Source organism: Mesorhizobium tianshanense, assembly GCF_007830515.1.
Lineage (GTDB): Bacteria > Pseudomonadota > Alphaproteobacteria > Rhizobiales > Rhizobiaceae > Mesorhizobium > Mesorhizobium tianshanense.
In genome coordinates this window covers 1-24771 of sequence record NZ_VLKT01000039.1, presented here as the reverse complement: position 1 = coordinate 24771, position 24771 = coordinate 1, and the positions used below count along the sequence as shown (strand labels likewise).

Sequence of the window (24771 nt, the reverse complement as noted above, 5' to 3'; positions counted from 1 at the left end):
CGGTCATGATTAAGGACATCCTCATAAAGGCCGTCGATGTTACAAAGAACTACGGAGACTTCCGCGCCCTCGATAAAGTCAACATGGACGTTGCTCGCGGCGAAGTGAGCTGCATCATCGGTCCGTCTGGCTCCGGAAAGAGCACGCTCCTGCGCTGCATCAACTTGCTTGAGCGCATGGATAAGGGTGCCATCTGGGTAGACGACGAACTGATGGGCTACCGGCGGGAAGGCAACGATCTGCACGAGATAAGTGACGCGGAAATATCCCGTCAGCGTCGACGCATCGGCATGGTCTTCCAGCGGTTCAATCTTTTCCCGCATAAAACAGCGATCGAGAACATTATCGAAGGCCCGGTTCATGTGCTGAGCGAACCGGTCAAGGAAGCACGCGAGCGAGCTCTCGCCTTGCTTGAACGTGTCGGCCTCACGGAAAAGGCAAATCATTACCCGTCTGAACTTTCGGGCGGCCAGCAGCAGCGCGTCGCCATCGCCCGCGCCATGGGCATGCAGCCGGATGTCATTCTCTTCGACGAGCCCACATCGGCGCTCGATCCGGAGCTCGTCTCGGAAGTCCTCGACGTCATGAAAGATCTGGCAGCGTCCGGAATGACCATGATCGTCGTCACTCACGAATTGGGTTTCGCACGCAATGTAGCCAATACCGTCACCTTCATGGAGACCGGAAAAGTGGTTGAAACAGGCTTGGCATCGGAGGTTCTCAGTGCCCCGAAAAGTGCCAGAACGGAAGAATTCATCAGGGCCGTTCACAGCTGAGAGAAAAACTGGCGGGTTTGAAAAATCTTCCAGTACCAAACCAGGATCAGAAATGGGGAACCACATGAACAAGCATCTCGCAATGGTCGCTGTTACATGCCTTGCCGCCACCTCGGTCAATGCCGAAGGACTGCCGGAACGAATCAAGTCAGCCGGCAAGGTGATCGTCGCCAACCAGCCGAACTACCCTCCGATGGAATACAAGGATCCGGCGACCAACGAACTGATGGGCGTCGACATCGATCTCGGCCTTGCTCTCGCAAAGCAGCTCGGCACCACGGTCGAGTGGGCCGATATCGGCTTCGAGCAGATGATCTCCTCGCTGACCACGGGCCGCGTCGACCTCATCCACAGCGGCATGAGCGATCTGCCGAAGCGCCGTGATACGCTCGACTTCGTTGACTACATGAAGTCCGGCGCCCAGTTCTACACGACCTTTGCCCGCAAGGACGAGTTTAAGACCCTGCCCAACTTCTGCGGCAAGACCGTCGGCATGAGCCGACGCACCTCCTTCCCGGATGAAACGGTGAAGTGGAGCGCCGCAAACTGCGAAGCTGCCGGTCTGCCGGCCATCAAGGTCGTCGGCACGGAAGGTTCGGCCGATGCCCGCGCGCAGTTGAAGCAGGGCCGCGTGGATGCAGCGGTGCAGGGCTCCGAAACGCTCCCCTACCTACTGAACCTCGAAAAGAATACCTATGCTGTTGTCGGCGAACCCTTCACCGCTGTCTACCAAGGCATCGGCTTCGCCAAGAAGGACACCGAACTGCGCGACGCCTATGCAGCCGCCCTCCAGGCGTTGATAGACAGTGGAGAATACAAGGCGATCTTCGCCAAGCATGGCCTCGAAGGCACCCTACTCGACGGAATCTACATTAACGGCAATGCCGTCAAGTAGCGCGAACACATCCTGGCCCCGACCCTTTCGGCCGGGGCCAGACTACTGGCCGCGCGGCTAACGCCGCAGACGAAGCACGGGATGCCGACCCAGTTCCTGTACCCAGAGAAGACAACCATGTCCCGCGTTCTCGAAGACGCCCCTGTCGACAGACTGGCGACTTTCGTTTCGACCCTTCGGTTCGAACTGCTTCCTGCCGACGTCATCGAAAAGACGAAAATACACATTGCCGACACACTCGGCGCCGCCCTGGCCGGCGCCCGTTCGAACGAGTTCCGAATAGCGCGACAAGTGATCGGATCGGAGGGCAAGGTCCGTATCTGGGGCACCGCCGAGCTCGCCAATGCGCGCGATGCCGCGCTGGTCAACGGCGTTGCCGCTCACGCCTTCGAACTGGACGACGCCGGCGGGTGTGACCACTCGGGCGCCGTCGTGTTGCCCGCCGTGCTCGCTTCCCTGGCCGAATCGTCGCGCGCAATATCCGGCAAGGAAATGATCGCCGCGATCGTCGCCGGATACGACACCGGACGGCGCATCCTAGAGGCGACCGGCGGCTACGACAGCCACAACAGTCTCGGTTGGCACTCGACGGGCACATGCGGTACGCTCGCCGCCGCTGCGGCCGTTGCCAATCTTCGCGGCCTTGATGCGCCCGCCACCCGCGACGCCATCACGCTTGCCACCAGTTTTTCGTCCGGCCTTTGGGCCTTCATCCACGACGGATCGCAGGCCAAGAAGATCCATGCCGGTCGCGCCGCCGAAGGCGGCCTGCTTGCAGCCCTTTTGGCGTCGCAAGGTTTTGCTGGTCCCTCGAAGGTCTTCGAAGACGTCTGGGGCGGTTTCTTTCGCACTTTCAACAAGGAGGCCTGCCAGCCGCAGAAACTCTGCGAGGATCTTGGCGAGACCTGGAAGATCAAACGCGCGGTGCTGAAACCATATGCGTCCTGTCGGGGCGCCCATTCCGCGGTTGACGCACTCGAGGACCTGCTCCACGAAACAGGGCGCGATCCCACCCAGATCGATAGGATCGAACTGCGCATGAGCGCCATGCTGATGGAGATGTGCGGTGCCAAGCAAAACGCTGCTATGGCACCGACCCAGATGAGCCTCCCCTACGCGCTCGCCGCCCGCTGCGTATTCGGCACGGCCGGCCTGCAGGCTTATTCCGCCGAGCGCCGCGCCGACAGGCGTGTGCATGCGCTGATGCAAAAGATGAGCCTCAGTATTGATGAGGCCATGTTGCCGCTTGATGAACCGGTCGTTGCTCTCGTCTTCGAGGATGGTCTAAGCTTTTCGCGCATGGTCCCGCGCGCCACCGGATCAGCGGAAAGACCTATGCAGCCGACAGCGATCGAGGCCAAATTCCATGAGTTGGCAACCATGAGCCTGCCGGCCGAGCAGGCGGCAAAACTGTGGTCCACCCTTGCCGATCTTGAAAATCTGGAAGACTGCCGCACGCTGGATGCTATGCTCGAAGGTGATGCCGGCACCCGCTCGCTGTTTCAATGAGGTGCCTGTTTTGACCTACGATCTCAGCCCCCGCCCGCTCAACCCGGCTCCGAAAACACCACCGATGACCTGGCCGAACGGCGCGAAGAGCGCTTTGTTCATCGGTTTCGACGTCGACGCCGAGACAGCCTGGATCGGCAACAATCCATCGAATGTCGATCGCATGGTAACCACGTCGCATGGTGGTTACGATGCCCGTGTCGGGATAGGCAAGATTCTCGAGTTGATGGACGAACTTTCCCTCAAGGGAACGTTCTTCACGCCAGGGTGGACGGCGCTCGCGCACCCTGCTGCGTGCGAGGGCATCCTGAAAGCTGGCCACGAAATCGGCCATCATGGCTATTTGCACAAGTTACCGGAGCGCGAGCGCTTGGAGGAGGCCTTCGAGGAAATCGACCGCGGTTTCGAGGCGCTGCAAAACGTTCTCGGCGTAAGACCCGTCGGCTACCGGGCGCCTTCGGGCGAGAATTTTCCGGAACTTCTGGCCTATCTCGCAAAATCCGGCATCCGCTATTCCAGCTCTTTCCGCGACGACATCCTGCCTTATCGACACGCATCCCACAACGGCATTGCGGGACCGGTTGAAATTCCGGTCAACTTCGCCTTCGATGACTGGAACTTCGGCATGTCGAGCCGTACCAGCCCACGACCGTTGTTTGGACGCGAAGCCGTACTTCCGCTGTGGATCGACGAGTTCGAGGCCACTCATGATTGGGGCGGCGTCACAACACTCGTTCTTCATCCTCAGGTATCCGGACGGCCGATGCGCTGGCACAGCCTACGCGACTTCCTGCGTCATGTGCAGAGCAAAGCCGATGTTTGGATTGCAACTGGCCAGCAGATCGCCAACCACTTTGAAGCCTGCGAAGCGGTCTCCCCTTCCATCTGAAAAATACATGGGGCTCGAGTATGAGCCTTTCGACCTTGATAGCGGCAAGCAGGCGAGCGTTGTGACAGATGTTGCCGATAAGTTGCAGGTCCCGGAGGGAGAGAATTGCTGGCCTCGATAGGTGACGTTCTCTGGCGCGCCCAACGCCCGCTCGTCGGGATAGCTTGCCCAACCGGACTGCGACATCGAGACAATTGCTTCGGCCCGCATGCCGTAGGTCATTCCTCCGATGCAATAAAATCAGGCTGGCGTGACGGCGGAGGCGTAGGGACCTTTATCCCCTTCATTCTCGGCAAAACGCACTTGAGTGCCTTCCGCAAGGGCCTCCCATTGGCTGCTGGAGGCCATGCTCTCGCGCCGGAAGAAGAACTCGCGCCCATCCGGACCTGAAATGAAGCCGAAACCTTCCTCGGGTACCAACCTGACGACCGTGCCGTGGTGTTTTTCCGGATGCGGTTTGACGCGATGCCCGCTCATCTTGCGCGCGACGTCTTCCAGCTGGCGCTGCGCCGCATTGAAGCCATCGCGGATCGCGACATACACATCCTCATGGGCATGGTTTTCTTCCGGACCGCCGCCGGCGACGATTTCGCGGCCAGGCACGGTGATATCGACCCGCACATGATAGATCTTGCCGTTGCGGCCATGCCGGTGCGGTGCTTCGACCACGACGTTGCATGATGTGATCCGGTCGTCGAAGCGCGCCAGCCGCCCAATGCGCTCGCGGATGACTTCCTCCACCGACGGCGAGGGTTCCATGCCGCGAAACCGTATCTGTGGTGTGATTTCCATAACGTCCTCGCAATGAGAGATCAACAACGATCAAATTCTGCGCGGCGCCGAGCGAATGCATTGATTAGCGTCAAACCGACACACGCGGCCTGATGGCATTCTTCAAAACTTGAGTTGATACAGGAACGCTGCAGTCGCCGGCGTTGGGATTGGCATTCGATGAGGGTCTTTCTTTGCGGCGACGTAATGACCGGCCGCGGCATCGAGGCGCAGCCTTGGACTGGGGCTACGACATTCCCGACGATCATCGACGATTTGCCCGCAGTCTCGTCGACGAGGCCGGCGCCGAGCCATCCACGGGCATTCATTGCATCATCCGCTGGCCATCGAAGCCCATGCGGGGAGGCCGATCCTCTACGGATGCGGCGATTTCATCAACGACTATGAGGGATAGGCCGACACGAGGCGTTCTGGCCAGATCTGGTGCTCGGCTATTTCCTCGACATTGACGACTAGAACCATCTGCTGCGAGCCATGGAGATGGTGCCGTTTCGCTTGAGGTGCCTCGATGCGAACTCAGGAACGGAAGGAACCTCTGATGCCTATGTCAATCGGGAGTCTCACGCTGACGCCGGGCATTCCGGCCAACCGCGCAAGGTGTAACTGAGATGGACTTCACGCTGACAAGCCCGGTTTTCGCCAACGGCACGATCATCCCGGGCCGACACACTTGCACAGGTGAAGATGTTTCACCGCCATTCGAATGGCAGGGAGCCCCGGAAGAGACGAAGAGTTTCGCTCTACTCTGTCACGATCCGGACGCGCCCGGCGGCAGTTTCCATCACTGGGCGGTATTCGGCATCCCTGCCGACTCGCAGCGGATTGCTGAAGGGTTGCCCCGAATGGAGGCTCTTCCCGACGGTCTAAGGCAAGCGGTGAACGATTTCGACAGGATTGGCTACGCCGGCCCCTGTCCGCCAAGAGGCCATGGCACTCATCACTATCACTTTCGACTGCTGGCGATTGGTGTTGATCATCTCGGCCTCGGTAGCCAGGCGCACTGCCGACAGGTCGCCAAAGCGGCTCGGACCCATCTGCTGGCCGCCGCGGAAATCATCGGCCACTATGAACGTTGATGCCCCTTTTTGGGCTCGGATCGATCCAGACGATAGAAGCCTTGCTGGGAAGGGTATGGTGCCTGACGGTCCTAAGGTTCCTTTCCCGCCGAGGGCGTCTCCGCAATCACTGGCGACCGCGCGGAATCCAGCAAGGCGATCACATCCTGATCTCTCAATTGACGGAAATCGCGATAATAGAGACCGATCGCCTGAAAGAATTCGGGTTCTTCGAGGCAGATGACATCGTCGGCCTCTTTCCTCAGCGCCTCGATCGTGTCAGGCGGGGCCACGGGTACCGCCAGCACGATGCTGCCGGGCTTGCGTCGCCTCAGCCCGCGGATCGCGGCCCGGACGGTCGCGCCTGTTGCAATCCCGTCATCGACGATGATGGCAATCCGGCCCTCGAGATCGACCAGATGGCGATCGCCAACGTAGAGACGACGCCGGCGTTCGATTTCGGCCAGTTCCCGTTGACATGACTTGTCGAACTCTGCCGCCGACACCCAGGCAAGGCGAATGACGTTATCGTTGCGCACAATGACCGGGTCATCACCGTCGATGACAGCGCCCATGGCAAGCTCTGGCTGGGTCGGCACCCCGATCTTGCGCACCAGAAGCAGGTCGAGCGGAGCCTTCAGGTAGGCGGCCACCTCCGCCGCGACCGGTACGCCACCCCGAGGCAAGGCCAGCACGACGACATCCTTGCCTCGAAAGCGATTAAGAGCCTCGGCCAGTCGTCTTCCTGCTTCGGAGCGATCTGCGAACGGCATGGGATCAGCCCTCTCCCGCACTTTGATCTGCTGGCGGGAGGTGGCGCGTGAACCACGCGCCGGCCTCGGCGACAACGGCATCGAGTGTACCAGGTTCTGAAAAAAGATGGCTCGCGCCAGGAATTATCTTGAGTTCCTTGGGTCCGGAAAGACGAGCCAGCGCCGCTCTGTTGAGCGCAAGCACATCCTCGTCGTTCCCGCCGACGATCAGCAATGTCGGCGCACGGACCTCTTCGAGCGCAGCCGCCGCCATATCCGGCCGTCCACCGCGCGACACGACGGCGCCTACCTTGTCTGCGAGCGACGCTGCGGCGACGAGGGCGGCGGCGGCACCGGTGCTCGCGCCGAACAATCCGACAGGTAATTGCGCTGTCCTCGGTTCCACAGAGATCCAATTCAAGGCTGCGATCAGACGTTCCGCGAGCAGCGGAATGTTGAAGACATTGTATCTATCCGCCTCTTCGTCCTTCGTCAGCAAATCGAACAGCAAGGTGGCAAATCCGGCATGGTTGAGTGCATCCGCCACATAGGTGTTGCGCGGGCTGAGTCGGCTTGAACCGCTGCCGTGAGCGAAAGCGATGACGCCGCACGACTGTTGTGGAATGCGTAGTGATCCGACCAGTCCCATCGGAGGAATCAAAACCTCGGCGACTTCCGCGCGATTACCGCGGTACGATTTAGGACTCCTACTCACCGCTTCGCTCCAGGCCGGTCTGATTTCGGGGCAGTAACAGAGCTTTGCGATTGGCCGTGCTGCTTCGAGGGCGCATTATGTTCGACATCAATGGGGCCGGTGAGCGTCCCAAGTGCGACCAGAACTTGACGCAGCACGTCAGTCTCTTCGCCGGGCATGCCTTCCTCGAGAGCGACGGCCTCTTCTTCCGCATTGTACTGCCAGCGACGGAGGATCTCGATCTTCTGTTCTTCTGACAGCGTTGTTTGCGCCAAGACTTCTTCCGGCTCGCCAAAGACCGATGCCGGGTCGTTCAAAGCCTGCTCAAGATCGATCACAGCCATCGAATTCAATCCCTGGGTTCGCGGGGACGGCGCCGACTGTCGCACCACGGCTATTCATAAAGCGCGCCGGCCATGCCGCGGCATTGATGCCGATCAACGAATGTAGAAACCGGTGTCTGCAATCATGGTAGGTGCTTCGATAACAAGCTTAGGCAGAGATTGTGGCTGGGTTCCGGAATCGATGAAGATATTGATGTTCACCAACACCTTCACCCCTCATATCGGCGGCGTAGCCCATAGTGTCACCTGGCTTGCCGAAGGTTTACGGGCGGCTGGCCATCGGGTTCTGATCATCGCGCCTGAGTTTGCCGGCGCGCCAGCAGATGGGCGTGCTTCTCACGCCATTTCGGTCCTGGACCGCGCATGTAGTGAAGCTCCGGCCGGTACGGATCGAACAATTCTGTCACAAGCGCTTGCAGTGCACTTGCGATGAGTGGCCCTCCCCACAGGGAGGCTGCCATGGCGATAGCTTTGGATGTCAGGTGTGCGAAGAGCATCGGTCCACTCCCATGTCGAGTAGACGTCCGACGACCATCAGGTACTTCGACTGAATGTCGGGACGTCGTTTGCACTTTGGATTCCAGTGCAAAAACACCCATCCAACAATTCGGTTATACCCTTAGGGGATTCTACGAAGTGCCGCCGTTCAGGTCCGGTGATCCTCCACTCGATCCGCGCCGATTTGCTGGTGGCCCTCTCGCGGGGGATCGAATGCCGGGTTCGATCGCCCAAGACCCGTCCATCCCACAGACACATCCAGACGGAGATTGGCGAAGAGCAGTGAGGCCGCCCGAGCTGAAGGGGATCATCAGCTCAGCCAACAGGGTTCCATTTCACTCTGAACAACTACAGGCTTTAGCTTCGCAAGTACGCAGCAGGTGATGAGCGGTAGCACCAGGCTATCTTCAACCCACGAGGCCGCGTGCGACCCATTAATTTCCGATCTTGACAAAGGATCGCTTCACTGCGCTCCAAGCGATCCTGTGAGATGCCTCCTCCTGACGCGGATCTCCGCTATGGGCGGCGAATGCGTGGTTGAATGCCTCACGATAGATATCCTGGGCATGCCTTGGCAAAGATCGCCTTATGGACGGTGGGAGGTCGATGTTAGCTGCGTAGGGCATTGTCGACTCCACATCCCTCAACGTCTGATGACTATCGTGGTCGACCTTGAACCGTATGCCCGCACTAGGCCAAACAGGATGCGGGCATTGTTCGGGTGAAGACGGATGCAACCGTGCGACACTGCGTGGCCCAACCGCTTGATTTCTGTTGTGCCGTGAATGGCATAGCCGCCGTGGAAGAAGATCGAGTGCGGCATTGGAGCATTGTCGTACTTGCTTGAATACCAGACACGTGCGAGCCAAATTGGGTGAAACCGTCCAACTGGAGTCCGGTAGCCCCGGCGGGCTGTCGACACCGGCCATCTGTAAGCGGCGCGGCCGTCGAGAGACACCGTCATCGTCTGTTCTGAAAGATCGATCAAGACGCCAAGCTGAGCCGCGAGAGCAGCGGGCGGCCGCCCCAACGCCAACAGCAAAACAAAGACAGGAACCAGCACGCGCACGACTGCAATCCCTCAGGTAGAGTAGTCTCAAGAGCGTCGAGCTTTAATCGATGACGAAGGAAGCGCGCCTTGATCCAAATCACTCTCGGGCGAGTCTCCTTGGCCTCGCTGGATTCGGACAATTTGACCCTCGTCGGGATCTGCGCTTTGCCGACGGGCGGGCGTCTATCTCGACCGCCGCCCAGTCGACGTTTTCGGCGGCCAGCGCCAGCGCGTCAGCCATCGATGGTCCGCGAGCAATTGCAGGTCCTCATGTTCAATTACGGGCCGCTTCTCAGAATAGTTCTTGACGGTTCCTTGAGATTGTAAAGCCATGCCCCAATGCGTTGACGCAGCTTAGCCCGCTTGGCTCGGACTTGCATTCATAGCCGCCGCGATTCCAACTGCTCCCGTAATCAAGGATAGGCAACGCGTCGTCCTCAACCGTGTCGCCCACGCACATGCGGCTTCCAGAATCACCATCTTCCGATATGCTAAAAGTAGTGCCCCACTCCAAATCGCAGTCCCGGGGCTTTTGTGGTACTGCGTTGGATAGCTCCCTGATGTCACAACGCAGATAATTGTTTGAGCCATTCAGCTGGCAGTGAATGTTGTTTGATGGCGTTCTAAAGCCGATATGCTGCCCACAAACATTCCCGGCGGCAAGGCCCATAAATGCCATCCAATCGCCTCCGTCTTTGTTAGTTTGCGGGTTCCCGCCCGTCGCCCCATCAATGAAATTCAATATACGGACGCGGGCTTCTTCCGAACTGATCTCCGGCACGCATATCGGCATGCCCTGTTCGTGCATCTCTCTTTGGATCCTTAATCCGTACATCAAACCCTGAATATACATCAGGCATTTGTCTCTTTGATTGCTCTGCGAGCACATCATGTAGAGGCCTTCGGTGGGAAACGGGCCAACGTAATCCTCATTGGCCGCACGAACTGCCGTAACCAGTCCGAAGCAAAGGCTGATCGTCACAATTGTCTTGCGCATGGCCTCACCTCCGACTGTCAAGGGCCCTTGAAGGAACGCGCCATTCGTTGAACGGTCGGGTCATAGGAAGCCTTGAACTTGGCCGGGTACTCCATTTCAAAAGCGTGGAGAACGCCTCGTCCGGAAAAGACATAAGCCTCGTAGTAGATCAGGTTTCCACGAACCCCGCTGATGGTGAGACGGTCATTCCTGATGTGCGAATAGGTCACATTTGCGTGCGAAGAGTCTGCAAGCAGTTCGACCAAATGCGATGCGGGCGTTTCGTTGTCGGCATTTTGCCGCGCGTAAACACGGAAGTTCGCGCCTTCGGGCCCCGTGAACGATTGGCCATCGCCATTGGCTGGCGGAGGGTCTGGCTCAAAAAACTCTTGATAGGCGATCGAGGTGCCGAATCTAGCATTCCTGTAGCTCGTCCAAGCCTCCTGGCCGTAACTTTGACTTGGAAATTTAATTATAAACCATGCGCATGCAGAAATAAATAACCTCCGAGACAACATTGTCTCCTCCTTCAACCATGAAGGTATAGAATTTGCGAAATAAAACGGAACGCCTTTTCGAATTATACAGCGAACAAGCTCAGAATGGAGTCCTTTGGATATCAGCGACAACCCCTCAGTCGCTCGGCGCGTGCGATAGTCGCGATATTGGATCGTTCGATCGAAGACAGCGGCACCCGATCGACGGCGTCGTATCGACAACCCTCGTTACTGAAGTGGGCCTTACCTCGCGCCGTGTGAAAGCAGTATCCGCGCCCCGCCAAAATTGCGTTGCGCATCTCCCATAGGAACTCACAGGTCGGTCCGTCGGGGTTGGGGGCAGCCAGATAATCATCGAAATGTCTCGAGAACAAATTTCGATCTGAACAACCGAGGACGTCATAGCAATCGGCCATCGCGGGGCCAGATATTGCGATTGCCGCGACGGCAGCCATGGCGAGCAATCGAACGCGTTTGCAGATGACGTCGGTTCTCCACATTACGATAGCATCCCCCATCTAGATGCGGGGCTGTATTGATCTGCATCAAGATCAATCACATGTCGTAGGTGCAGGGACGCTTGCCGTGGCCTTGTGACCGGGAGTTTCGCGGTCGCGTCGTGCGTAGTAACGACATGAATCGCGCCAAGATATTCGATCTCGCAACCGGCCTTCATCTGTAGCGACGAAGCCACGCCGGCAACGCTTTCCGGCAGACCTCCGATGGTGCCGCGGCGTTGCGCCCGTGCATAGCCATCGAGACCAAATCGTTTGCGGTGGATGGTCGTCGCTTTGATCGGCGTCAAAACCGCATGGGCAAAGAGCGGTATCGTTTAGTTTGTGCATGAGGAGTGGAAGCCATGGAGGTACCGGTCGGAATCGATTCGGCAAGCACCGTCGCGCCAATGGGAAAGCGCGGATTGCGATGAACCTAAGTTCTCCTTCTGGAATGTCCGAACGGCGCATCACAAAGGATCGAGCCACCCTTTCTCCGCGGCCAAACCTGTTCGACTATGACGCGGAGAGGTCCCGCTTCGACTGGGCCAACGCCTGGAAGCTGCTCGACGGCTTGCCCGGCGGCAGGGGTTACAACATAGCCCATGAAGCCGTCGATCGCCACGCGACCGGCTCGCGCGCCGACAAGGTGGCGATCCGCTGGATCGGCAAGACGGGCGAGCGGCGCGACTTCACCTATGGGGATCTCCGCAATGAGACGAACCGCTTTGCCAACGCGCTCGCGGGTCTCGGCGTCAGGCCTGGAGAGCGGGTCTTCATCCTCATGGGAAGGCTACCCGAACTCTATGTGGCTGTCCTCGGCACGCTGAAGGCATGCTGCGTGGCCTCGCCGCTCTTCTCCGCCTTTGGACCCGAGCCGATCGCGACCCGGGTCGGTATCGGCGAGGGCCACGTCCTGATCACGACGCCGGAGTTGTATCGCCGCAAGGTTCAAGCCGTGCGCGATAAAATGCCGAGCCTGTCGCACGTCATCCTCGTCGGCGACGGCGAGGTCGACGGCCCTGGCCTGCATCGCTGGCCTTCGCTCATGCATGCAGCTTCGCCGGATTACACGATTGCCCCGACCGATCCTGAGGATATGGCGCTTCTGCACTTCACCAGCGGCACGACGGGACGACCGAAGGGCGCCGTTCATGTGCATGGCGCAGTAGTGGCGCATCATGTGACCGGCCTCTATGCGCTCGACCTGCACGAGGACGACATTTATTGGTGTACAGCCGATCCCGGCTGGGTGACCGGCACGAGCTACGGCATCCTGGCACCGCTGACCAACGGCGTCACCAGCATCGTCGTCGAGGCCGAGTTTGACGCCCAGACATGGTACTCGACGCTCGAGCGCGAGCGCGTCTCCGTGTGGTATAGCGCGCCCACCGCTATCCGCATGATGATGCGCCTCGGCGCCGAAGCCGCCAAGGGCTACGATCTGTCCGCGCTTCGCTTCATGGCAAGCGTCGGCGAGCCGCTCAATCCGGAGGCTGTCGTGTGGGGGCTGGAAGCTTTCGGCCTGCCCTTCCACGACAATTGGTGGCAGACCGAGACCGGCGGCATCATGATCGCCAATCTTGCCGCGCTTGACATCAAGCCTGGCTCCATGGGCGTGCCACTCCCCGGCATAGAGGCCGCCATCCTGCGTCACGAGAAGGGGCGCAACGTCGAGCTAATCGAAGAGCTGATGGTCGAAGGCGAACTGGCATTGAGGAAAGGTTGGCCCTCGATGATGCGCGGCTATCTCAACGAGGAGGAACGGTATCGCAAATGCTTCGTCGGGGACTGGTACCTGACGGGCGACCTCGCCAAGCGTGACGCCGACGGCTATTATTGGTTTGTTGGCCGCGCCGACGACGTCATCAAGTCGGCCGGGCACCTGATCGGTCCGTTCGAGGTCGAAAGCGCGCTGATGGAGCATCCGGCTGTCGCCGAAGCGGGCGTGATCGGCAAGCCCGATCCCGTCGTCGGCGAAATCGTCAAGGCATTTGTCTCGCTCAAGGCCGGCTACGAGCCTTCGGAAAGCCTGCGCAAGGAACTCCTCGGCCACGGGCGCAAGCGGCTTGGGCCGGCCGTAGCGCCGAAGGAGATCGACTTCAGCGCCAACCTGCCGAAGACGCGCTCCGGCAAGATCATGCGGCGGCTCTTGAAGTCGCGCGAACTCGGTCTGCCCGAGGGCGACCTGTCGACGCTGGAAAGCGACGAGAAATGAGCCAGAAGCCGCATCTCGACCGCGAGTCCGGCCGGCACCTGTTCAAGCAGATGATGCGTATCAGGCGGTTCGAGGCAAAATGCGCCGAGCTGTACCAGGCCCAGAAGATCCGCGGATTCCTGCACCTTTATGACGGCGAGGAGGCGGTTGCCGTCGGCGTCATGCAGGCGCTTGACGACCGCGACGCGGTCGTCGCCACCTACCGGGACCACGGCCACGCGCTTGCCCGAGGCCTGCCCATGGGCACGCTCATGGCAGAGATGTACGGCAAAGTGGAAGGATGCTCACGCGGACGCGGCGGCTCGATGCACTTCTTCGATCGCGCGCGACGCTTCTACGGCGGTAACGCGATCGTCGGCGGCGGCCTGCCACTCGCCATCGGCATCGCCATGGCCGACAAGCAGCTCAGCCCTGGAGCCGTGACGGCCTGCTTCTTTGGTGAGGGTGCAGCGAGCGAAGGTGCGTTTCACGAAAGCATGAACCTCGCCAAGCTGTGGAACCTGCCGGTGCTCTTCGTTTGTGAGAACAATCTTTATGCCATGGGCATGCCGCTCGAACTGGCCGAAGCCGAAACGGATATCTCACGCAAGGCGGCCGCCTATCGCACTCCGAGCGAGGCGGTCGACGGCATGAATCCGATCGCAGTGGAAGCTGCGGCCACAAGGGCTGTTGCTTCGATCCGGAGCGGCAACGGCCCCTACTTCCTCGAATGCCGCACCTATCGGTTCCGGGCTCACTCCATGTTCGATACGCAGCTCTACCGTACCCGCGAGGAGATAGGGCTGTGGAGGGAGCGCGACCCCCTCCCGCGCATGCAGAAATGGCTGGAGGAAACTCACATGCTCTCGCCCCAGGAAGTGCGTGACATCGAGGCGGACGTTGAGGCCGAGATCGGAGAGGCGGTGGCCTTCGCCGAACGGGGCCAGTGGGAAAAGATCGAGAACCTCGAGCGCTTCGTCCTGATGGATGAGGTGCCGGAATGAACGAGCAGGCCGCCAAGGCGGGTGCGAACCGCATGACCTATCGAGAGGCCTGCCGGCAGGCGATCCGCGAAGCCCTTACCAATGATCCACGTACCTTCCTGATGGGCGAGGACGTCGGGCTCTATGGCGGCTGCTATGCCGTCTCCAAAGGCCTGCTCGACGAGTTCGGGCCTCAGCGCGTTCGCGACACGCCGCTTGCCGAAGCGACCTTCGTCGGAGCGGGTATAGGTGCGGCGATGGCGGGCCTGCGGCCGATCGTGGAGATCATGACCTGCAACTTCAGCCTGCTCGCACTCGACCAGATCATGAACAATGCGGCCACGATCCCCCACATGTCGGGCGGACAGTTCGCCGTTCCGTTGGTCATCCGTATGGCGACGGGCGCCGGACGGCAACTCGCCGCCCAGCACTCGCACAGTCTGGAGGGCTGGTTCGCTCATATCCCCGGCCTGAAAGTGCTGGCACCAGGCACGATCGAAGACGCACGCTTCATGCTCAAGGCAGCATTGACCGATCCGAACCCGGTCATGATCTTCGAGCACATCGTCCTCTACAACGCCGAAGGTGAGTTGGATCCCGACGTGATCCATGTCGACATCGCCAACGCCAGGATCCGAAGATCCGGCCGCGACGTTAGCATCCTCACCTATGGCAACAGCCTGCCGAAGTGCTTGGCGGCTGCGGAGACACTCGCCGCGGACGGCATTGAGGCCGAGGTGGTCGATCTGCGCGTACTGCGCCCTCTGGACAACGCGACCATCTTCGAATCCGTCGCTCGCACGCGCCGCTGCGTCATCGTCGACGAGGGATGGAAGAGTGGGTCGATTTCCGCCGAGATCGCGGCGCGCCTGTCGGAGGACCTGTTCTTCGAGCTCGATGCTCCTATCCGGCGCATCTGCAGCCGCGAGGTCCCGATCCCATACGCGGCGCACATGGAAGAGGCGGCACTTCCACAGACCCGGCAGATCGTCGATGCCGCGCGCAGTCTGGTAAAGCCGCAATGAGCGATTTCGTAATGCCGTCGCTGGGCGCCGACATGGAGAGCGGAAAGCTCGTCCATTGGCTTGTCAAGCCTGGCAGTGTCGTCAGGAAGGGCGATGTCGTCGCCGTCGTCGAGACGCACAAAGGCGCATTCGAGATCGAAGTTTTCGAGGAAGGCGTCATCTCCGAGTTGTGTGCCAAGGAAGGCGAGGAACTGCCGGTTGGCGCGCCTCTTGCGCGGTTGGCAAAGCTGGGGGAAGCCCCCCCGGCCGCGCCCCCGAAGGCCCCCGAGGCTGCGCCGAAAGTCATCCAGGTCTCGGCGCCAGCACCGGTCGTCGAGACAGAAAGGGCCACAGAGACACCGGCCTCGCCCTCGGTCACGCAGCCAGCGTCCCGACTAAGAGTGACCCCGGTCGCCCGTCGCAGGGCAGGCGAACTCGGCATCGGCTTGGATGCGCTAAAAGGCACCGGTATTGACGGGTCCGTGACCCTTGCCGACGTCCATTTGGCGATAGCAAAAGGTGTGTCGTCGAAGGCGCCTTCCCCCGCTGCGGTTCCCACCGCGCGCCGCAAAGGTTTCGACCCAGACGAGATGCGCCAGGCTATCGCGGCGGCGATGTCGCGTTCGAAGCGGGAAATCCCGCACTACTATCTCACAAGCACCATCGACATGAGCCGGTCGCTTGCCTGGCTTGAGACGTTCAACAAGCAACACAAGCCAGAGGAGCGGCTTCTGCCGGCCGTCCTGCTGCTCAAGGCAACAGCGCTGGCGCTGCGCAAGAATCCGCAGCTCAACGGCTTCTGGGAAAATGGCCGCTTCCGGCCTTCGGACGGTATCCATATAGGCTGGGCGATCTCGCTGCGCGGCGGCGGCCTCATAGCGCCCGCCATACACGAGGTCGACAATCATTCGCTGCCCAGCCTGATGGGAGCGCTGCACGATCTCGTAGGCCGCGCCCGCAGGGGCGGGATCCGCGGATCCGAAATGATGGACCCGACCTTCACGATTACCAGCCTCGGAGACCGCGGCGCAGAGTCGGCGCTTGGCGTAATCTATCCACCCCAGGTCGCCATATTGGGCTTCGGCCGAGTGTTCAAGCGGCCGTGGGTCGTGGACGAACAAGTCACCGCACGCCCCCTCCTCACGGCCTCGCTTGCCGCTGACCACCGAGCAAGCGACGGTCACGTCGGCGGTCTCTTCCTTGCCGCTGTCGACCGCTTCTTGCAGGAGCCCGAAACCCTATGACCGAAGCCGAAATCCGCAGGCTTGCCTGCGAGATCCTCTCAGACATCGCGCCCGACACCGACCCTGCCACGCTTGCCGGTGACAAGGACATCCGCGAGGGGCTCGATATCGATTCGATGGACTTCCTCAACTTCATCATCGGGCTCAACAAGCGCGCCGGCGTGGCAATTCCAGAGGAAGACTACCCCAAGCTGTTCACTATGGACGGCGTTGTTGCCCACCTCATCAGGGAGACGCAGGATTTGCCGGGCGCCCAATGACACCAATCCTGACCATAACGCTCAACCCGGCGGTCGATGTCACGAGCGAGACGGATACGGTGCGCCCGATCCGCAAGGTGCGAACTTCCAACATCAGGTATGATCCAGGCGGCGGCGGCATCAACGTCGCCCGCGTCATCACGGCTCTGGGAGGAGAGGCCGAAGCCTATTTCCTTGCGGGAGGAGAGACAGGCTCGCTGCTGGCTCGCCTGCTGCAAACCGAAGGAGTTTCCAGTCATCTCGTGCCGATCAATGGTCATACGAGGATCAGCTTCATGGTTCTCGAACGCAGCACGGGCCTTGAGTATCGCTTTGTTCCCGAAGGGCCTCCGGTACAGCCTCGAGAATTGGAGCCGTGTCTGGACGCAGTTGCATCTCACAAGGGACAGTACGTGATTGCGAGCGGGAGTCTCCCCGCAGACGCCCCCTCCGACATTTACGCTCGAATGGTCAAGCTGGCAGCAGCCCGCGGTGCGAAATTCGTTCTCGACAGCTCCGGCGCCGGGCTCGATACGACACTCAAGCAGTCGCGTGTGTTCCTGGTGAAACCGAGCCGTGGGGAATTGGAGCAGTTCGCTGGCCGGAAACTTGACGAAGGAGGCATCCGCCAGGCCGCCCTCGACATCGTGGCCGGCGGCGCGGCCGAGTTGGTCGCGGTTACTATGGGGGCAGACGGCGCTCTGCTTGCCAGCACTCAGGGCGTGCTGCGTGTCCCGGCGATCCATGTGCGCGTGCGCTCCGCCGTCGGCGCGGGTGACAGCTTCCTTGGAGCAATGGTCTGGGCACTCTCCGAAGGAAAGACCCCGGAAGACGCCTTCAGGTTAGGCGTTGCAGCCGGCGCTGCCGCAATAATGAGGCCCGGCTTTCAGCTTTGCCGGAGAGACGAAGTCTTGGCCCTGAGCGCGGCCGCCCTGTCGAACAGCAAAGAAAGTCAACCGCGCTGAGCCAAGCGCGCAAAATACTGCCCAACTTCAGGACAAGAATTCCGCTTGAGACAGCGCCACGGCCGCACCACGCAATCCCGCGTCCAGAGCATTGATCACAAATATGGGAGTAGGCTCCAGGAAGGACGACAGGCGGCCCTTGGATTGAAACTCCCTGTGGAAAAACGCCAACCGGAAAGCCGTGACCTCCGATGGGTCGAAGACTCTCGCGGGGATGCCACCGCCGAGATAGACACCGCCTCGAGCGCTGTAGACAAGGGCCATGTCCCCGGCGAAGCGGCCAAGCCATCTCTCGAGATATCCGAGAGCCTCGAGTGCGAGGCGATCCTCGCCGTGCAGCGCCTGTTCCACGATCTCGGGTGCCGACGCTGGTCCGACCGCGACTCCCCTCGTCTCGGCCAATGCCTGATAAATCCGCACCAGCCCCGGGCCCGAAATCAAACGCTCCGCCGAAACGTGCTTTTCGTCTTTTGCGATGAGCTTGATGAGCGAGAGTTCATCCGCATCTTCAGCCGCGAAGGATATGTGGCCACCCTCGCTGGGAATCGCGATCCATCCCGACGGAGAAAAGACAAGGCCGGCGACCCCAAGACCGGTGCCCGGTCCAAGCACGACCTTCGGCGCGCGATCGACCGGATCTCCTCCGCCGATCTTGCGAAGGTCGTGCGGGCCCAGGAAGGGCAGAGACAGGGCCAGCGCCTCGAAATCATTGACCAAATGAACATACTTCGCACCGCTCGCCTGGCACAAATCCTTGCGCGAGAAGGACCAGGGCAGATTGGTCATGTGGACGGTTTCTTCCGTTACCGGACCGGCAATCGCGAAGCCAGCGATCGAAGGCCGGTGCGGGATGCAATCCAAGTAGGCTTTGATCGCGGCCTGGAGCGATGGAAACATATCGCAACGAAAGGCGGCGAAATGTTCGATTGTGAGCTCATCGATGTCCGAAATCGCGAACCGCGCGTTGGTCCCGCCTATGTCGGCCACGAGAGCGGTGCGAGATTTCACTGTTGGGGTCACCTTTCCTGGCACTCAATCAAAATGCATTTGTTCGACGTAGCGGTATGTTTCCGCCGAACTGATCATCCGGAAACCAATAAACGCTAGCACGAACACCCAGAACCATCTTGATTCACATCAACAAGACAATCCGGGTCTCTGTGCTCACGGCAACCGCGATGACTCTCGTGGCGGCGGCGCTCCAACGGACGCCTACATGTAGCCTGCCGGCAAGGAGACAACGCGGAGATTGTCCACCACCCGAACGGTGCCCGGCGTATTTTCCGCCGCGATACGCAATGCGCTCCGCACACTTTCATCCGTGACGGTTCCATTCAGATCAACGACGCCGTTGCGAACGACGATGTCGATCGTCGCGCTAGGTCTCCAGGCCTTGCTTTCGACTTCGTCCATGATGCTTTTGCGGATTGCCAGGTCGCTGACGACCGATGGAGCGATTTCACCCATATGTCGCGACAACGCCAACAAAAGGTTGGGGCGGCTCACAATGCCGATCACCTTGCCGTCGCTGACGACGGGCAACCGCTTGACGCCGCGCATTTCCATCAGATCGACGATCTCGCTGAGAGGCGTATCCGGTCCAACGCTTGCGACCCCACGGCTCATGACGTGTTCGACCTTGCGCCCGTGCTCCTGCGCATATTCCTGTGCCAGCCGTTTCGCACTCAGCCAGACTTCGAGCCATCGTGGGCGACGGCGCTCGGTTCCGATCTCCTCCCGGCGCAAGAGGTCGCGCTCGGTAACGATGCCGAGCAGCTTGCCTTGTGCGTCCACGACCGGCAGGCCACTGATGTGGTGCTCGAGCATGACACGCGCCGCATGCTCGATTGTGGTGTCGGGGCGCACCATCGTCGCCCCCATGGTCATGATGTCACGCGCCTTCATTGTTTCTTTTCCCACCGTTTTTCATTGCCGCTTCCGCCATGGCGACCTTCCGCTTCACCGCGATGAAGCTGTCGGGGCTGACCGAAATCGAGTCGATGCCGCAGTCGACGAGGAATGTCGCGAATTCGGGATGGTCACTCGGCGCTTGCCCACATAGGCCAATCTTGGCGCCAGACTTGCGGGCTGCACTGATGACGTTTGAGATCATCCATTTGACCGCGGCATCCTGTTCGTCGAACAGGCCCGCGAGCTCGGCGGAATCCCGGTCGACGCCGAGAGTAAGCTGCGTAAGGTCGTTCGAGCCGATCGAGAAGCCGTCGAAGCGTTTTGCGAATTCCGATGCAAGAATGACGTTGGATGGAATTTCGCACATGACGAAGACCTCCAATCCGTCTTCGCCGCGCCTCAGCTCGTTCGCGGCCATGACCTCGAGCACCTGGTCGGCCTCATGCGTCGAGCGGCAAAACGGGATCATTACGATGACGTTTCGAAATCCCATTTCGTTTCGCAGCCGGCGGATAGCTCGGCACTCGAGGGCAAACCCCTCTCGATAGCGCGGCGAGTAGTAGCGGGCCGCGCCCCGGAACCCGATCATCGGGTTTTCCTCTTCTGGCTCGAACTGGGCGCCGCCGATCAGCCCGGCATATTCATTGGTCTTGAAATCGCTCATGCGCACAATGACCGGCTTCGGGTAAAGCGCCGCCGCGATGCGCGCCAGTCCGCGCGCCAGCCGGTCGACGAAATACTCCGTCTTGTCTGCATAGCCGGCCGTCAGTTCCGCGATCTCGCGCTTGGCTGCCTCGTCCTTGAGCTGGTCATGGTGCACCAGCGCCATCGGATGGATGCGAATGTGGTTACTCACCACGAACTCCATGCGGGCAAGACCGACTCCGTCGGCAGGAAGACGCCACCAGCGCAGCGCCGCGGCCGGATTTGCCAGATTGAGCATGATCTCTGTGCGCGTCTGCGGAAGGTTGGTCATGTCGACCATTTCCGTTTCGAAATCCGCGGTGCCTTCATAGACAAATCCCTGGTCGCCTTCAGCGCAGGAAACCGTCACCATCTGCTCGCCGTGCAGCACTTCGGTCGCATTGCCGGTGCCAACGATTGCCGGAAGGCCGAGTTCGCGACTGACGATGGCGGCATGCGACGTACGTCCCCCGTGATCGGTGACTATCGCCGCTGCCCGCTTCATGATCGGCACCCAGTCCGGATCGGTGGTCCCGGTGACGAGTATTGCGCCGTCGACGAAGTTGGCGATATCGCGGGCATTTTCGATCAGGCAGACGCGACCCGCGACAACCGCATCGCCGATAGCAAGGCCGCTGATGAGCTTTCTGCCCCTTCGCGTGATCGTGTAGGACCTGAATGCTGCAGCATCGCGACGTGATTGGACCGTTTCCGGGCGCGCCTGGACGATGAAGATCTCGCCCGTCTCGCCGTCCTTTGCCCATTCCATATCCATCGGGCAGCTGTAATGGGCCTCGATCGCAGCCGCCCATCTGGCCAGCGCCAGGATATCCCGATCCTCGAGCACGAAGGCCGTGCGCTCGATCTTCGAGGTTGGCACGTTGCGGGTTGGCTTGTCGCCGACGGCGTAAATCATCTTCTGCGCCTTGCCGCCGCACTTCTTGCCAATAATGGGTGCGAGAGCGGGAGCGGAGAGCAGAGGCTTGAAGACCTGATATTCATCAGGATCCACCGCGCCCTGCACGACGTTTTCGCCCAGTCCCCAGGCGGCGTCGATCACGACGACATCCTTGAAGCCGGTTTCCGTGTCGATCGAGAACATGACGCCCGACCCGCCGATATCCGAACGGACCATCTGCTGAACGCCGATTGAAAGGGCTACGCTCATGTGGTCGAAGCCCTTTGCCTGGCGATAGCTGATGGCTCGATCGGTAAAGAGCGATGCGTAGCAGCGGCGACATGCCACCAGCAACGCCTCGTCACCACGAATGTTCAGGAAGGTCTCCTGCTGGCCGGCGAAGCTCGCGTCGGGCAGGTCCTCTGCGGTTGCGCTCGATCGGACGGCAACGTCGACTTCCGCCTTTCCGGTTCGCTGGCAAAGTTCGCGATAAGCGGTCGTGATCGAGGCCGCGGTCTCGTCGGGCCAATCGCCATGCAGAAACAATTCCCGAATGGCTTGGCCCGTCTCGGCAAGAGCAGCCTTGCCCGCATCCAATGCGCCAAGCAACTCTTGGATGCGCTCCTTCAGCTGGTTCGCTTGTATGAAATCCCGATAGGCCTCAGCCGTCGTCGCAAAACCAGGCGGAACACGAATGCCTTTCGGCGCCAAAGCCTGCACCATCTCGCCCAGCGAAGCATTCTTGCCACCGACACTGCCGACATCACCGCGTCCGATTTCCTCAAATCGTACCGTTAACTTGGCGGACCTCAGAGGTTTTCCATTCATCAATTATCCCTCGGGTATTCACAGTCAGTCTGCCGATTTCGCGGCCATAAGCCTTGATCCCGGTCAAGAATCTTGATGAACGCTGTTGCCCGCAGCTTGCAGATCGGCAACCTGTCCCAGCGCAGCGTCTTCTCAAGCGAGAACCACCCGCGCCTCGAATTACTTTTCCTTGAGAGCAGATCGCTTTCGTCTTGAGTTGAGGGAGCTTTCGATGTTCCCGGACGAGTGAGATACTTACGCTGGCAGTTGGCCTCGCCCGACGATCATATCGGCGGCCTTTTCAGCGATCATGATGACAGCGGCATTGGTGTTCGACGAAACGATGCGCGGCATCACCGAGCTGTCGCAGACGCTCAGGCCCTGAAGCCCGTGCACGCGAAGTTCAGGATCGACGACACTGTCCGCATCACTGCCCATCCGGCAAGAGCCGACCGGGTGATAGGCGCTGCGCCCGTGCTGGCGGGCGAAAGCCTCGAGTGCCGCGCGTCCCTTGGTTGCCGCACCCGGAAGGTGCTCCCGGCTGATGTATTTGGCGAAGGCCGGCTGGGACAGTATCTCGCGGCTGATCTCGATGCCATCGACGGCGCGGTCGAGATCGTAGTGTTCGGCAAAGGGGTTGGGGTCGATGACGGGCGGATCGAGAAGATCCGCCGATTGCAGCGTGACGCTGCCGCGCGAACGGGGCCGCACGTGATAGGAGTTCAGCGTGCAGCCATTGCCGCCGGGAACAGAGCCGATGCCCTCCTCGACACCAGCGCCAGGCAGGAAATGGAACTGGATGTCAGGAGTTTTCTCAGTGCGGTCGCCCCACCAGAAGCCGCCGGCTTCGACGATGTTGGACGCCACCGGTCCTTTGCCGAACAGCGCGTATTCGAGACCGGCGACCGCCTGCCAGCGCTTCTTCTTGTAGCGATCGATGCCGTGCGGCCCGTTGAGCTCGGCGACGACATCGACATCCGTACGTTGGCCGGTGATTACGGTACGGTAATACTCCGTTCCGGCAACCCGGGCGAGGTTCCGAGTTGGCTCGATGCCTAGCCCGTCCTATTCATGAGCCTTGTGGTTCGAGCGCCGCTGAGCATTCGGTCATGCAGGTGTGAGGCGTCTTTTTCACCGCAGCTGAGACTGGACTTTGGAACGCGCTGGAGGTCAAGGTTTGGGTTTCGGCGGGGCTTTGATGCCCCGGCGCTCATGGTCCTGCGGGCTGCAGCGTGAGAGCGATTTGTCGGAACAGGCTGGCCTCGGGACAGGCGGCGGCGAAGGCCAGGCGGATTCGCGAGACGGTTTCGATGACGCGGGCGCCGAGCTTGAGGAGCCTGAGCCGCAGCGTGGCGAACTCGGCGTTGCTGAGATGATCGGTTGTGGGCACCGCCTCGCGCAGGGTGAGCATCAGCCAGTATGCGGCGGTGTGGAGGACGAGGCGCACCTGGTTGGCAATCGGTGAGCGGCAGCTGGTGCGGTCGGAGGCAAGCTGGCTCTTGTGCATCTTGATCAGGTTTTCGGCCTGGCCGCGGGCGCAGTAGAGCACGTCGTAGACATGCGCGTCGGAACCTTTGTCGAGATTGGTGACGACGAAGCGGATGTCGAGGCCGCGGGTGGTTGCCTCGATGCGGGCGCAGACGCGACGTTGCGTCTTCCAGGATTTCGCCTTGTATCGGGTCTCGGCATAGCCGCGCAGCACCGGCCTCTGCTCGAGCGCGCGGCGGGTGCGGATATCGTCGGCGGCTTCATCAACGAGACGCTGGAGAACCTTGTTGCCGGGCAATCCGAAGAGGTAGTCGAGCGCATTGTTCTCGCACCAGGCCATGACCTCGGCCCGGCCATAGTGGCCGTCGCCGCGGACCAGGATGCGGGTGGCCGGCCAGCGGGCGCGGATGCGCCGGACAAGCCGGCGCAGATGGCCGCGGATCTCCTTGCCCGTCGGGGTCTTGCCAGGACGCAGGATCATGGCGACCGGACGTCCGGTCGCGGCGTCGTAGATGTGGATCGGCAGGAAGCAGCGCTCGTCGTAATGGGCGTTGAACAGCGAGAGCTGCTGATGGCCGTGAACGACATCAACCGTGTCGTCGATGTCGAGCGTCACGCTTTTTGGCGGCGCGGCATAGCTCGACAGCCACAGATCGACCAGCACCCAGCCGAGCCGGATGACGGTGCGCAGGTCGGGCAGGTTCTCCAGGCGCGAGCAGGTCGGCTGCGAGCACAGATCAATCCCGCTGTCGGGTAGCCGCCCGCAGGCGAGCTTGAAGGCCGGGTCGGTGCGCAGTCGGTCGAGATCGTTGGCATCCTCGTAGCCGCATGCGATCGCAAAGATGCGGGCGCGCAGAATGTCGGCCATGGCGTGCGTCACCCGCTGGGGGTCGCGCGGATCGTCGATCGCAGCGGCCAGCCTGTCGGCCAGTTGCAGGCGTCGCTCGGCCGCGGCCAAAAGCATGACGCCACCATCCGAGGTGATGCGTCCGCCGTCAAACGCAGCTGTGATCTTCTTGCGTCCAACGGCTGGAAATGAGAGCTGCAGCAACGTATCGTCGGTCATGGCGGGTGTGGCTCGCGAAATGTGGTGGCAGGGTTGGCTTAGACAACCGAATCCTACGCCAAA

At 60.7% G+C, this 24771-nt stretch carries 26 protein-coding genes and 1 pseudogene; 13 read left to right on the top strand and 14 right to left on the bottom strand.

Going from position 1 to position 24771, the window contains the following annotated elements; all coding sequences use genetic code 11:
- Nucleotides 1-5: 5 nt before the first annotated feature.
- From IQ26_RS26560 to IQ26_RS26545, 4 genes are all read left to right on the top strand, one after another.
- On the top strand, nucleotides 6-776 hold the full coding sequence (locus IQ26_RS26560; protein ID WP_145721344.1) for an amino acid ABC transporter ATP-binding protein: 771 nt from the start codon (nucleotides 6-8) through the stop codon (nucleotides 774-776).
- Between the two features lie 64 nt (nucleotides 777-840).
- A complete protein-coding gene (locus IQ26_RS26555) occupies nucleotides 841-1671 on the top strand; it encodes an ABC transporter substrate-binding protein (protein ID WP_162458082.1) in 831 nt (276 codons plus the stop codon).
- Between the two features lie 117 nt (nucleotides 1672-1788).
- The gene (locus tag IQ26_RS26550; RefSeq protein WP_145721342.1) at nucleotides 1789-3180 is read left to right on the top strand and encodes an MmgE/PrpD family protein; all 1392 of its coding nucleotides are present in this window, start codon (nucleotides 1789-1791) and stop codon (nucleotides 3178-3180) included.
- 10 nt (nucleotides 3181-3190) lie between these two features.
- Complete coding sequence (locus IQ26_RS26545; RefSeq protein WP_145721341.1) at nucleotides 3191-4069, top strand: polysaccharide deacetylase family protein; 879 nt, start codon at nucleotides 3191-3193, stop codon at nucleotides 4067-4069.
- A 240-nt stretch (nucleotides 4070-4309) separates the two neighbouring features.
- Here IQ26_RS26545 and IQ26_RS26540 read toward each other — a convergent pair whose 3' ends face one another.
- A complete protein-coding gene (locus IQ26_RS26540) occupies nucleotides 4310-4861 on the bottom strand; it encodes an HPF/RaiA family ribosome-associated protein (RefSeq protein WP_145721340.1) in 552 nt (183 codons plus the stop codon).
- Between the two features lie 220 nt (nucleotides 4862-5081).
- Between IQ26_RS26540 and IQ26_RS41605 the strand changes: the two genes are divergently transcribed.
- Complete coding sequence (locus tag IQ26_RS41605; RefSeq protein WP_208760221.1) at nucleotides 5082-5255, top strand: CapA family protein; 174 nt, start codon at nucleotides 5082-5084, stop codon at nucleotides 5253-5255.
- A gap of 214 nt (nucleotides 5256-5469) precedes the next feature.
- Nucleotides 5470-5937 carry a YbhB/YbcL family Raf kinase inhibitor-like protein gene (locus tag IQ26_RS26530; protein WP_145721339.1) on the top strand — a complete coding sequence of 156 codons (468 nt, stop codon included), beginning with the start codon at nucleotides 5470-5472 and terminating at the stop codon, nucleotides 5935-5937.
- A 71-nt stretch (nucleotides 5938-6008) separates the two neighbouring features.
- Here the strand turns inward: IQ26_RS26530 and IQ26_RS26525 are convergent, their stop codons facing one another.
- The 3 genes from IQ26_RS26525 to IQ26_RS26515 all read right to left on the bottom strand — a co-directional run bounded on the left by IQ26_RS26525 (nucleotide 6009) and on the right by IQ26_RS26515 (nucleotide 7706).
- Nucleotides 6009-6689 (bottom strand): phosphoribosyltransferase, encoded by a 681-nt coding sequence (locus IQ26_RS26525; RefSeq protein ID WP_145721338.1) that lies wholly within the window; start codon nucleotides 6687-6689, stop codon nucleotides 6009-6011.
- A 4-nt stretch (nucleotides 6690-6693) separates the two neighbouring features.
- Nucleotides 6694-7317, bottom strand: a complete 624-nt coding sequence (locus tag IQ26_RS26520; RefSeq protein WP_145721337.1) for a dienelactone hydrolase family protein — start codon at nucleotides 7315-7317, stop codon at nucleotides 6694-6696.
- Nucleotides 7318-7379: 62 nt separating this feature from the next.
- Nucleotides 7380-7706, bottom strand: a complete 327-nt coding sequence (locus IQ26_RS26515) for a hypothetical protein (RefSeq protein ID WP_208760217.1) — start codon at nucleotides 7704-7706, stop codon at nucleotides 7380-7382.
- Nucleotides 7707-7899: 193 nt separating this feature from the next.
- Here IQ26_RS26515 and IQ26_RS39230 point away from each other — a divergent pair, with 193 nt between their 5' ends.
- Complete coding sequence (locus IQ26_RS39230; RefSeq protein WP_156090954.1) at nucleotides 7900-8139, top strand: hypothetical protein; 240 nt, start codon at nucleotides 7900-7902, stop codon at nucleotides 8137-8139.
- A 499-nt stretch (nucleotides 8140-8638) separates the two neighbouring features.
- Here the strand turns inward: IQ26_RS39230 and IQ26_RS26505 are convergent, their stop codons facing one another.
- The 5 genes from IQ26_RS26505 to IQ26_RS41600 all read right to left on the bottom strand — a co-directional run bounded on the left by IQ26_RS26505 (nucleotide 8639) and on the right by IQ26_RS41600 (nucleotide 11144).
- Nucleotides 8639-8830: a ChaB family protein gene (locus IQ26_RS26505; RefSeq protein ID WP_145721335.1), complete on the bottom strand. Its 192-nt coding sequence runs from the start codon at nucleotides 8828-8830 to the stop codon at nucleotides 8639-8641.
- Nucleotides 8831-8847: 17 nt separating this feature from the next.
- On the bottom strand, nucleotides 8848-9273 hold the full coding sequence (locus IQ26_RS26500; protein WP_145721334.1) for a L,D-transpeptidase: 426 nt from the start codon (nucleotides 9271-9273) through the stop codon (nucleotides 8848-8850).
- A 274-nt stretch (nucleotides 9274-9547) separates the two neighbouring features.
- Nucleotides 9548-10252, bottom strand: a complete 705-nt coding sequence (locus tag IQ26_RS26495; protein ID WP_145721333.1) for a DUF6636 domain-containing protein — start codon at nucleotides 10250-10252, stop codon at nucleotides 9548-9550.
- A gap of 17 nt (nucleotides 10253-10269) precedes the next feature.
- Nucleotides 10270-10749 carry a hypothetical protein gene (locus tag IQ26_RS26490; RefSeq protein WP_145721332.1) on the bottom strand — a complete coding sequence of 160 codons (480 nt, stop codon included), beginning with the start codon at nucleotides 10747-10749 and terminating at the stop codon, nucleotides 10270-10272.
- 101 nt (nucleotides 10750-10850) lie between these two features.
- Nucleotides 10851-11144 carry a YARHG domain-containing protein gene (locus IQ26_RS41600; RefSeq protein WP_407660287.1) on the bottom strand — a complete coding sequence of 98 codons (294 nt, stop codon included), beginning with the start codon at nucleotides 11142-11144 and terminating at the stop codon, nucleotides 10851-10853.
- Nucleotides 11145-11652: 508 nt separating this feature from the next.
- Between IQ26_RS41600 and acsA the strand changes: the two genes are divergently transcribed.
- Genes acsA through IQ26_RS26455 form a run of 6 tightly spaced genes read left to right on the top strand, consistent with a single transcriptional unit; the run spans nucleotide 11653 to nucleotide 17854 of the window.
- Nucleotides 11653-13440: an acetate--CoA ligase gene (acsA, locus tag IQ26_RS26480; RefSeq protein ID WP_240547248.1), complete on the top strand. Its 1788-nt coding sequence runs from the start codon at nucleotides 11653-11655 to the stop codon at nucleotides 13438-13440.
- Nucleotides 13437-14423, top strand: coding sequence for a pyruvate dehydrogenase (acetyl-transferring) E1 component subunit alpha (pdhA, locus tag IQ26_RS26475; RefSeq protein WP_145721330.1), 987 nt, complete (start codon nucleotides 13437-13439; stop codon nucleotides 14421-14423). Before acsA ends, pdhA begins: the two co-directional genes overlap by 4 nt.
- Complete coding sequence (locus IQ26_RS26470; RefSeq protein ID WP_145721329.1) at nucleotides 14420-15427, top strand: alpha-ketoacid dehydrogenase subunit beta; 1008 nt, start codon at nucleotides 14420-14422, stop codon at nucleotides 15425-15427. The genes pdhA and IQ26_RS26470 overlap by 4 nt, the downstream gene beginning before the upstream one ends.
- Nucleotides 15424-16650 (top strand): dihydrolipoamide acetyltransferase family protein, encoded by a 1227-nt coding sequence (locus tag IQ26_RS26465; protein WP_145721328.1) that lies wholly within the window; start codon nucleotides 15424-15426, stop codon nucleotides 16648-16650. Before IQ26_RS26470 ends, IQ26_RS26465 begins: the two co-directional genes overlap by 4 nt.
- On the top strand, nucleotides 16647-16910 hold the full coding sequence (locus tag IQ26_RS26460) for an acyl carrier protein (RefSeq protein WP_145721327.1): 264 nt from the start codon (nucleotides 16647-16649) through the stop codon (nucleotides 16908-16910). The genes IQ26_RS26465 and IQ26_RS26460 overlap by 4 nt, the downstream gene beginning before the upstream one ends.
- The gene (locus IQ26_RS26455; RefSeq protein WP_145721326.1) at nucleotides 16907-17854 is read left to right on the top strand and encodes a 1-phosphofructokinase family hexose kinase; all 948 of its coding nucleotides are present in this window, start codon (nucleotides 16907-16909) and stop codon (nucleotides 17852-17854) included. The genes IQ26_RS26460 and IQ26_RS26455 overlap by 4 nt, the downstream gene beginning before the upstream one ends.
- Nucleotides 17855-17881: 27 nt before the next feature.
- Here IQ26_RS26455 and glk read toward each other — a convergent pair whose 3' ends face one another.
- The 5 genes and pseudogenes from glk to IQ26_RS26430 form a co-directional block, all read right to left on the bottom strand.
- Entirely contained in the window at nucleotides 17882-18862 is a 981-nt protein-coding gene (glk, locus tag IQ26_RS26450) for a glucokinase (protein ID WP_162458080.1), read from the bottom strand.
- A gap of 204 nt (nucleotides 18863-19066) precedes the next feature.
- Entirely contained in the window at nucleotides 19067-19759 is a 693-nt protein-coding gene (locus tag IQ26_RS26445; protein ID WP_145721324.1) for a CBS domain-containing protein, read from the bottom strand.
- On the bottom strand, nucleotides 19746-22175 hold the full coding sequence (gene ppsA / locus IQ26_RS26440; protein WP_145721323.1) for a phosphoenolpyruvate synthase: 2430 nt from the start codon (nucleotides 22173-22175) through the stop codon (nucleotides 19746-19748). The genes IQ26_RS26445 and ppsA overlap by 14 nt, the downstream gene beginning before the upstream one ends.
- 234 nt (nucleotides 22176-22409) lie before the next feature.
- Nucleotides 22410-23132 (bottom strand): annotated as a pseudogene (locus IQ26_RS26435) (GMC family oxidoreductase); the annotation flags it as partial.
- 232 nt (nucleotides 23133-23364) lie between these two features.
- Nucleotides 23365-24708, bottom strand: coding sequence for an IS1380 family transposase (locus tag IQ26_RS26430; protein ID WP_145721322.1), 1344 nt, complete (start codon nucleotides 24706-24708; stop codon nucleotides 23365-23367).
- Between the last annotated feature and the right edge of the window lie 63 nt (nucleotides 24709-24771).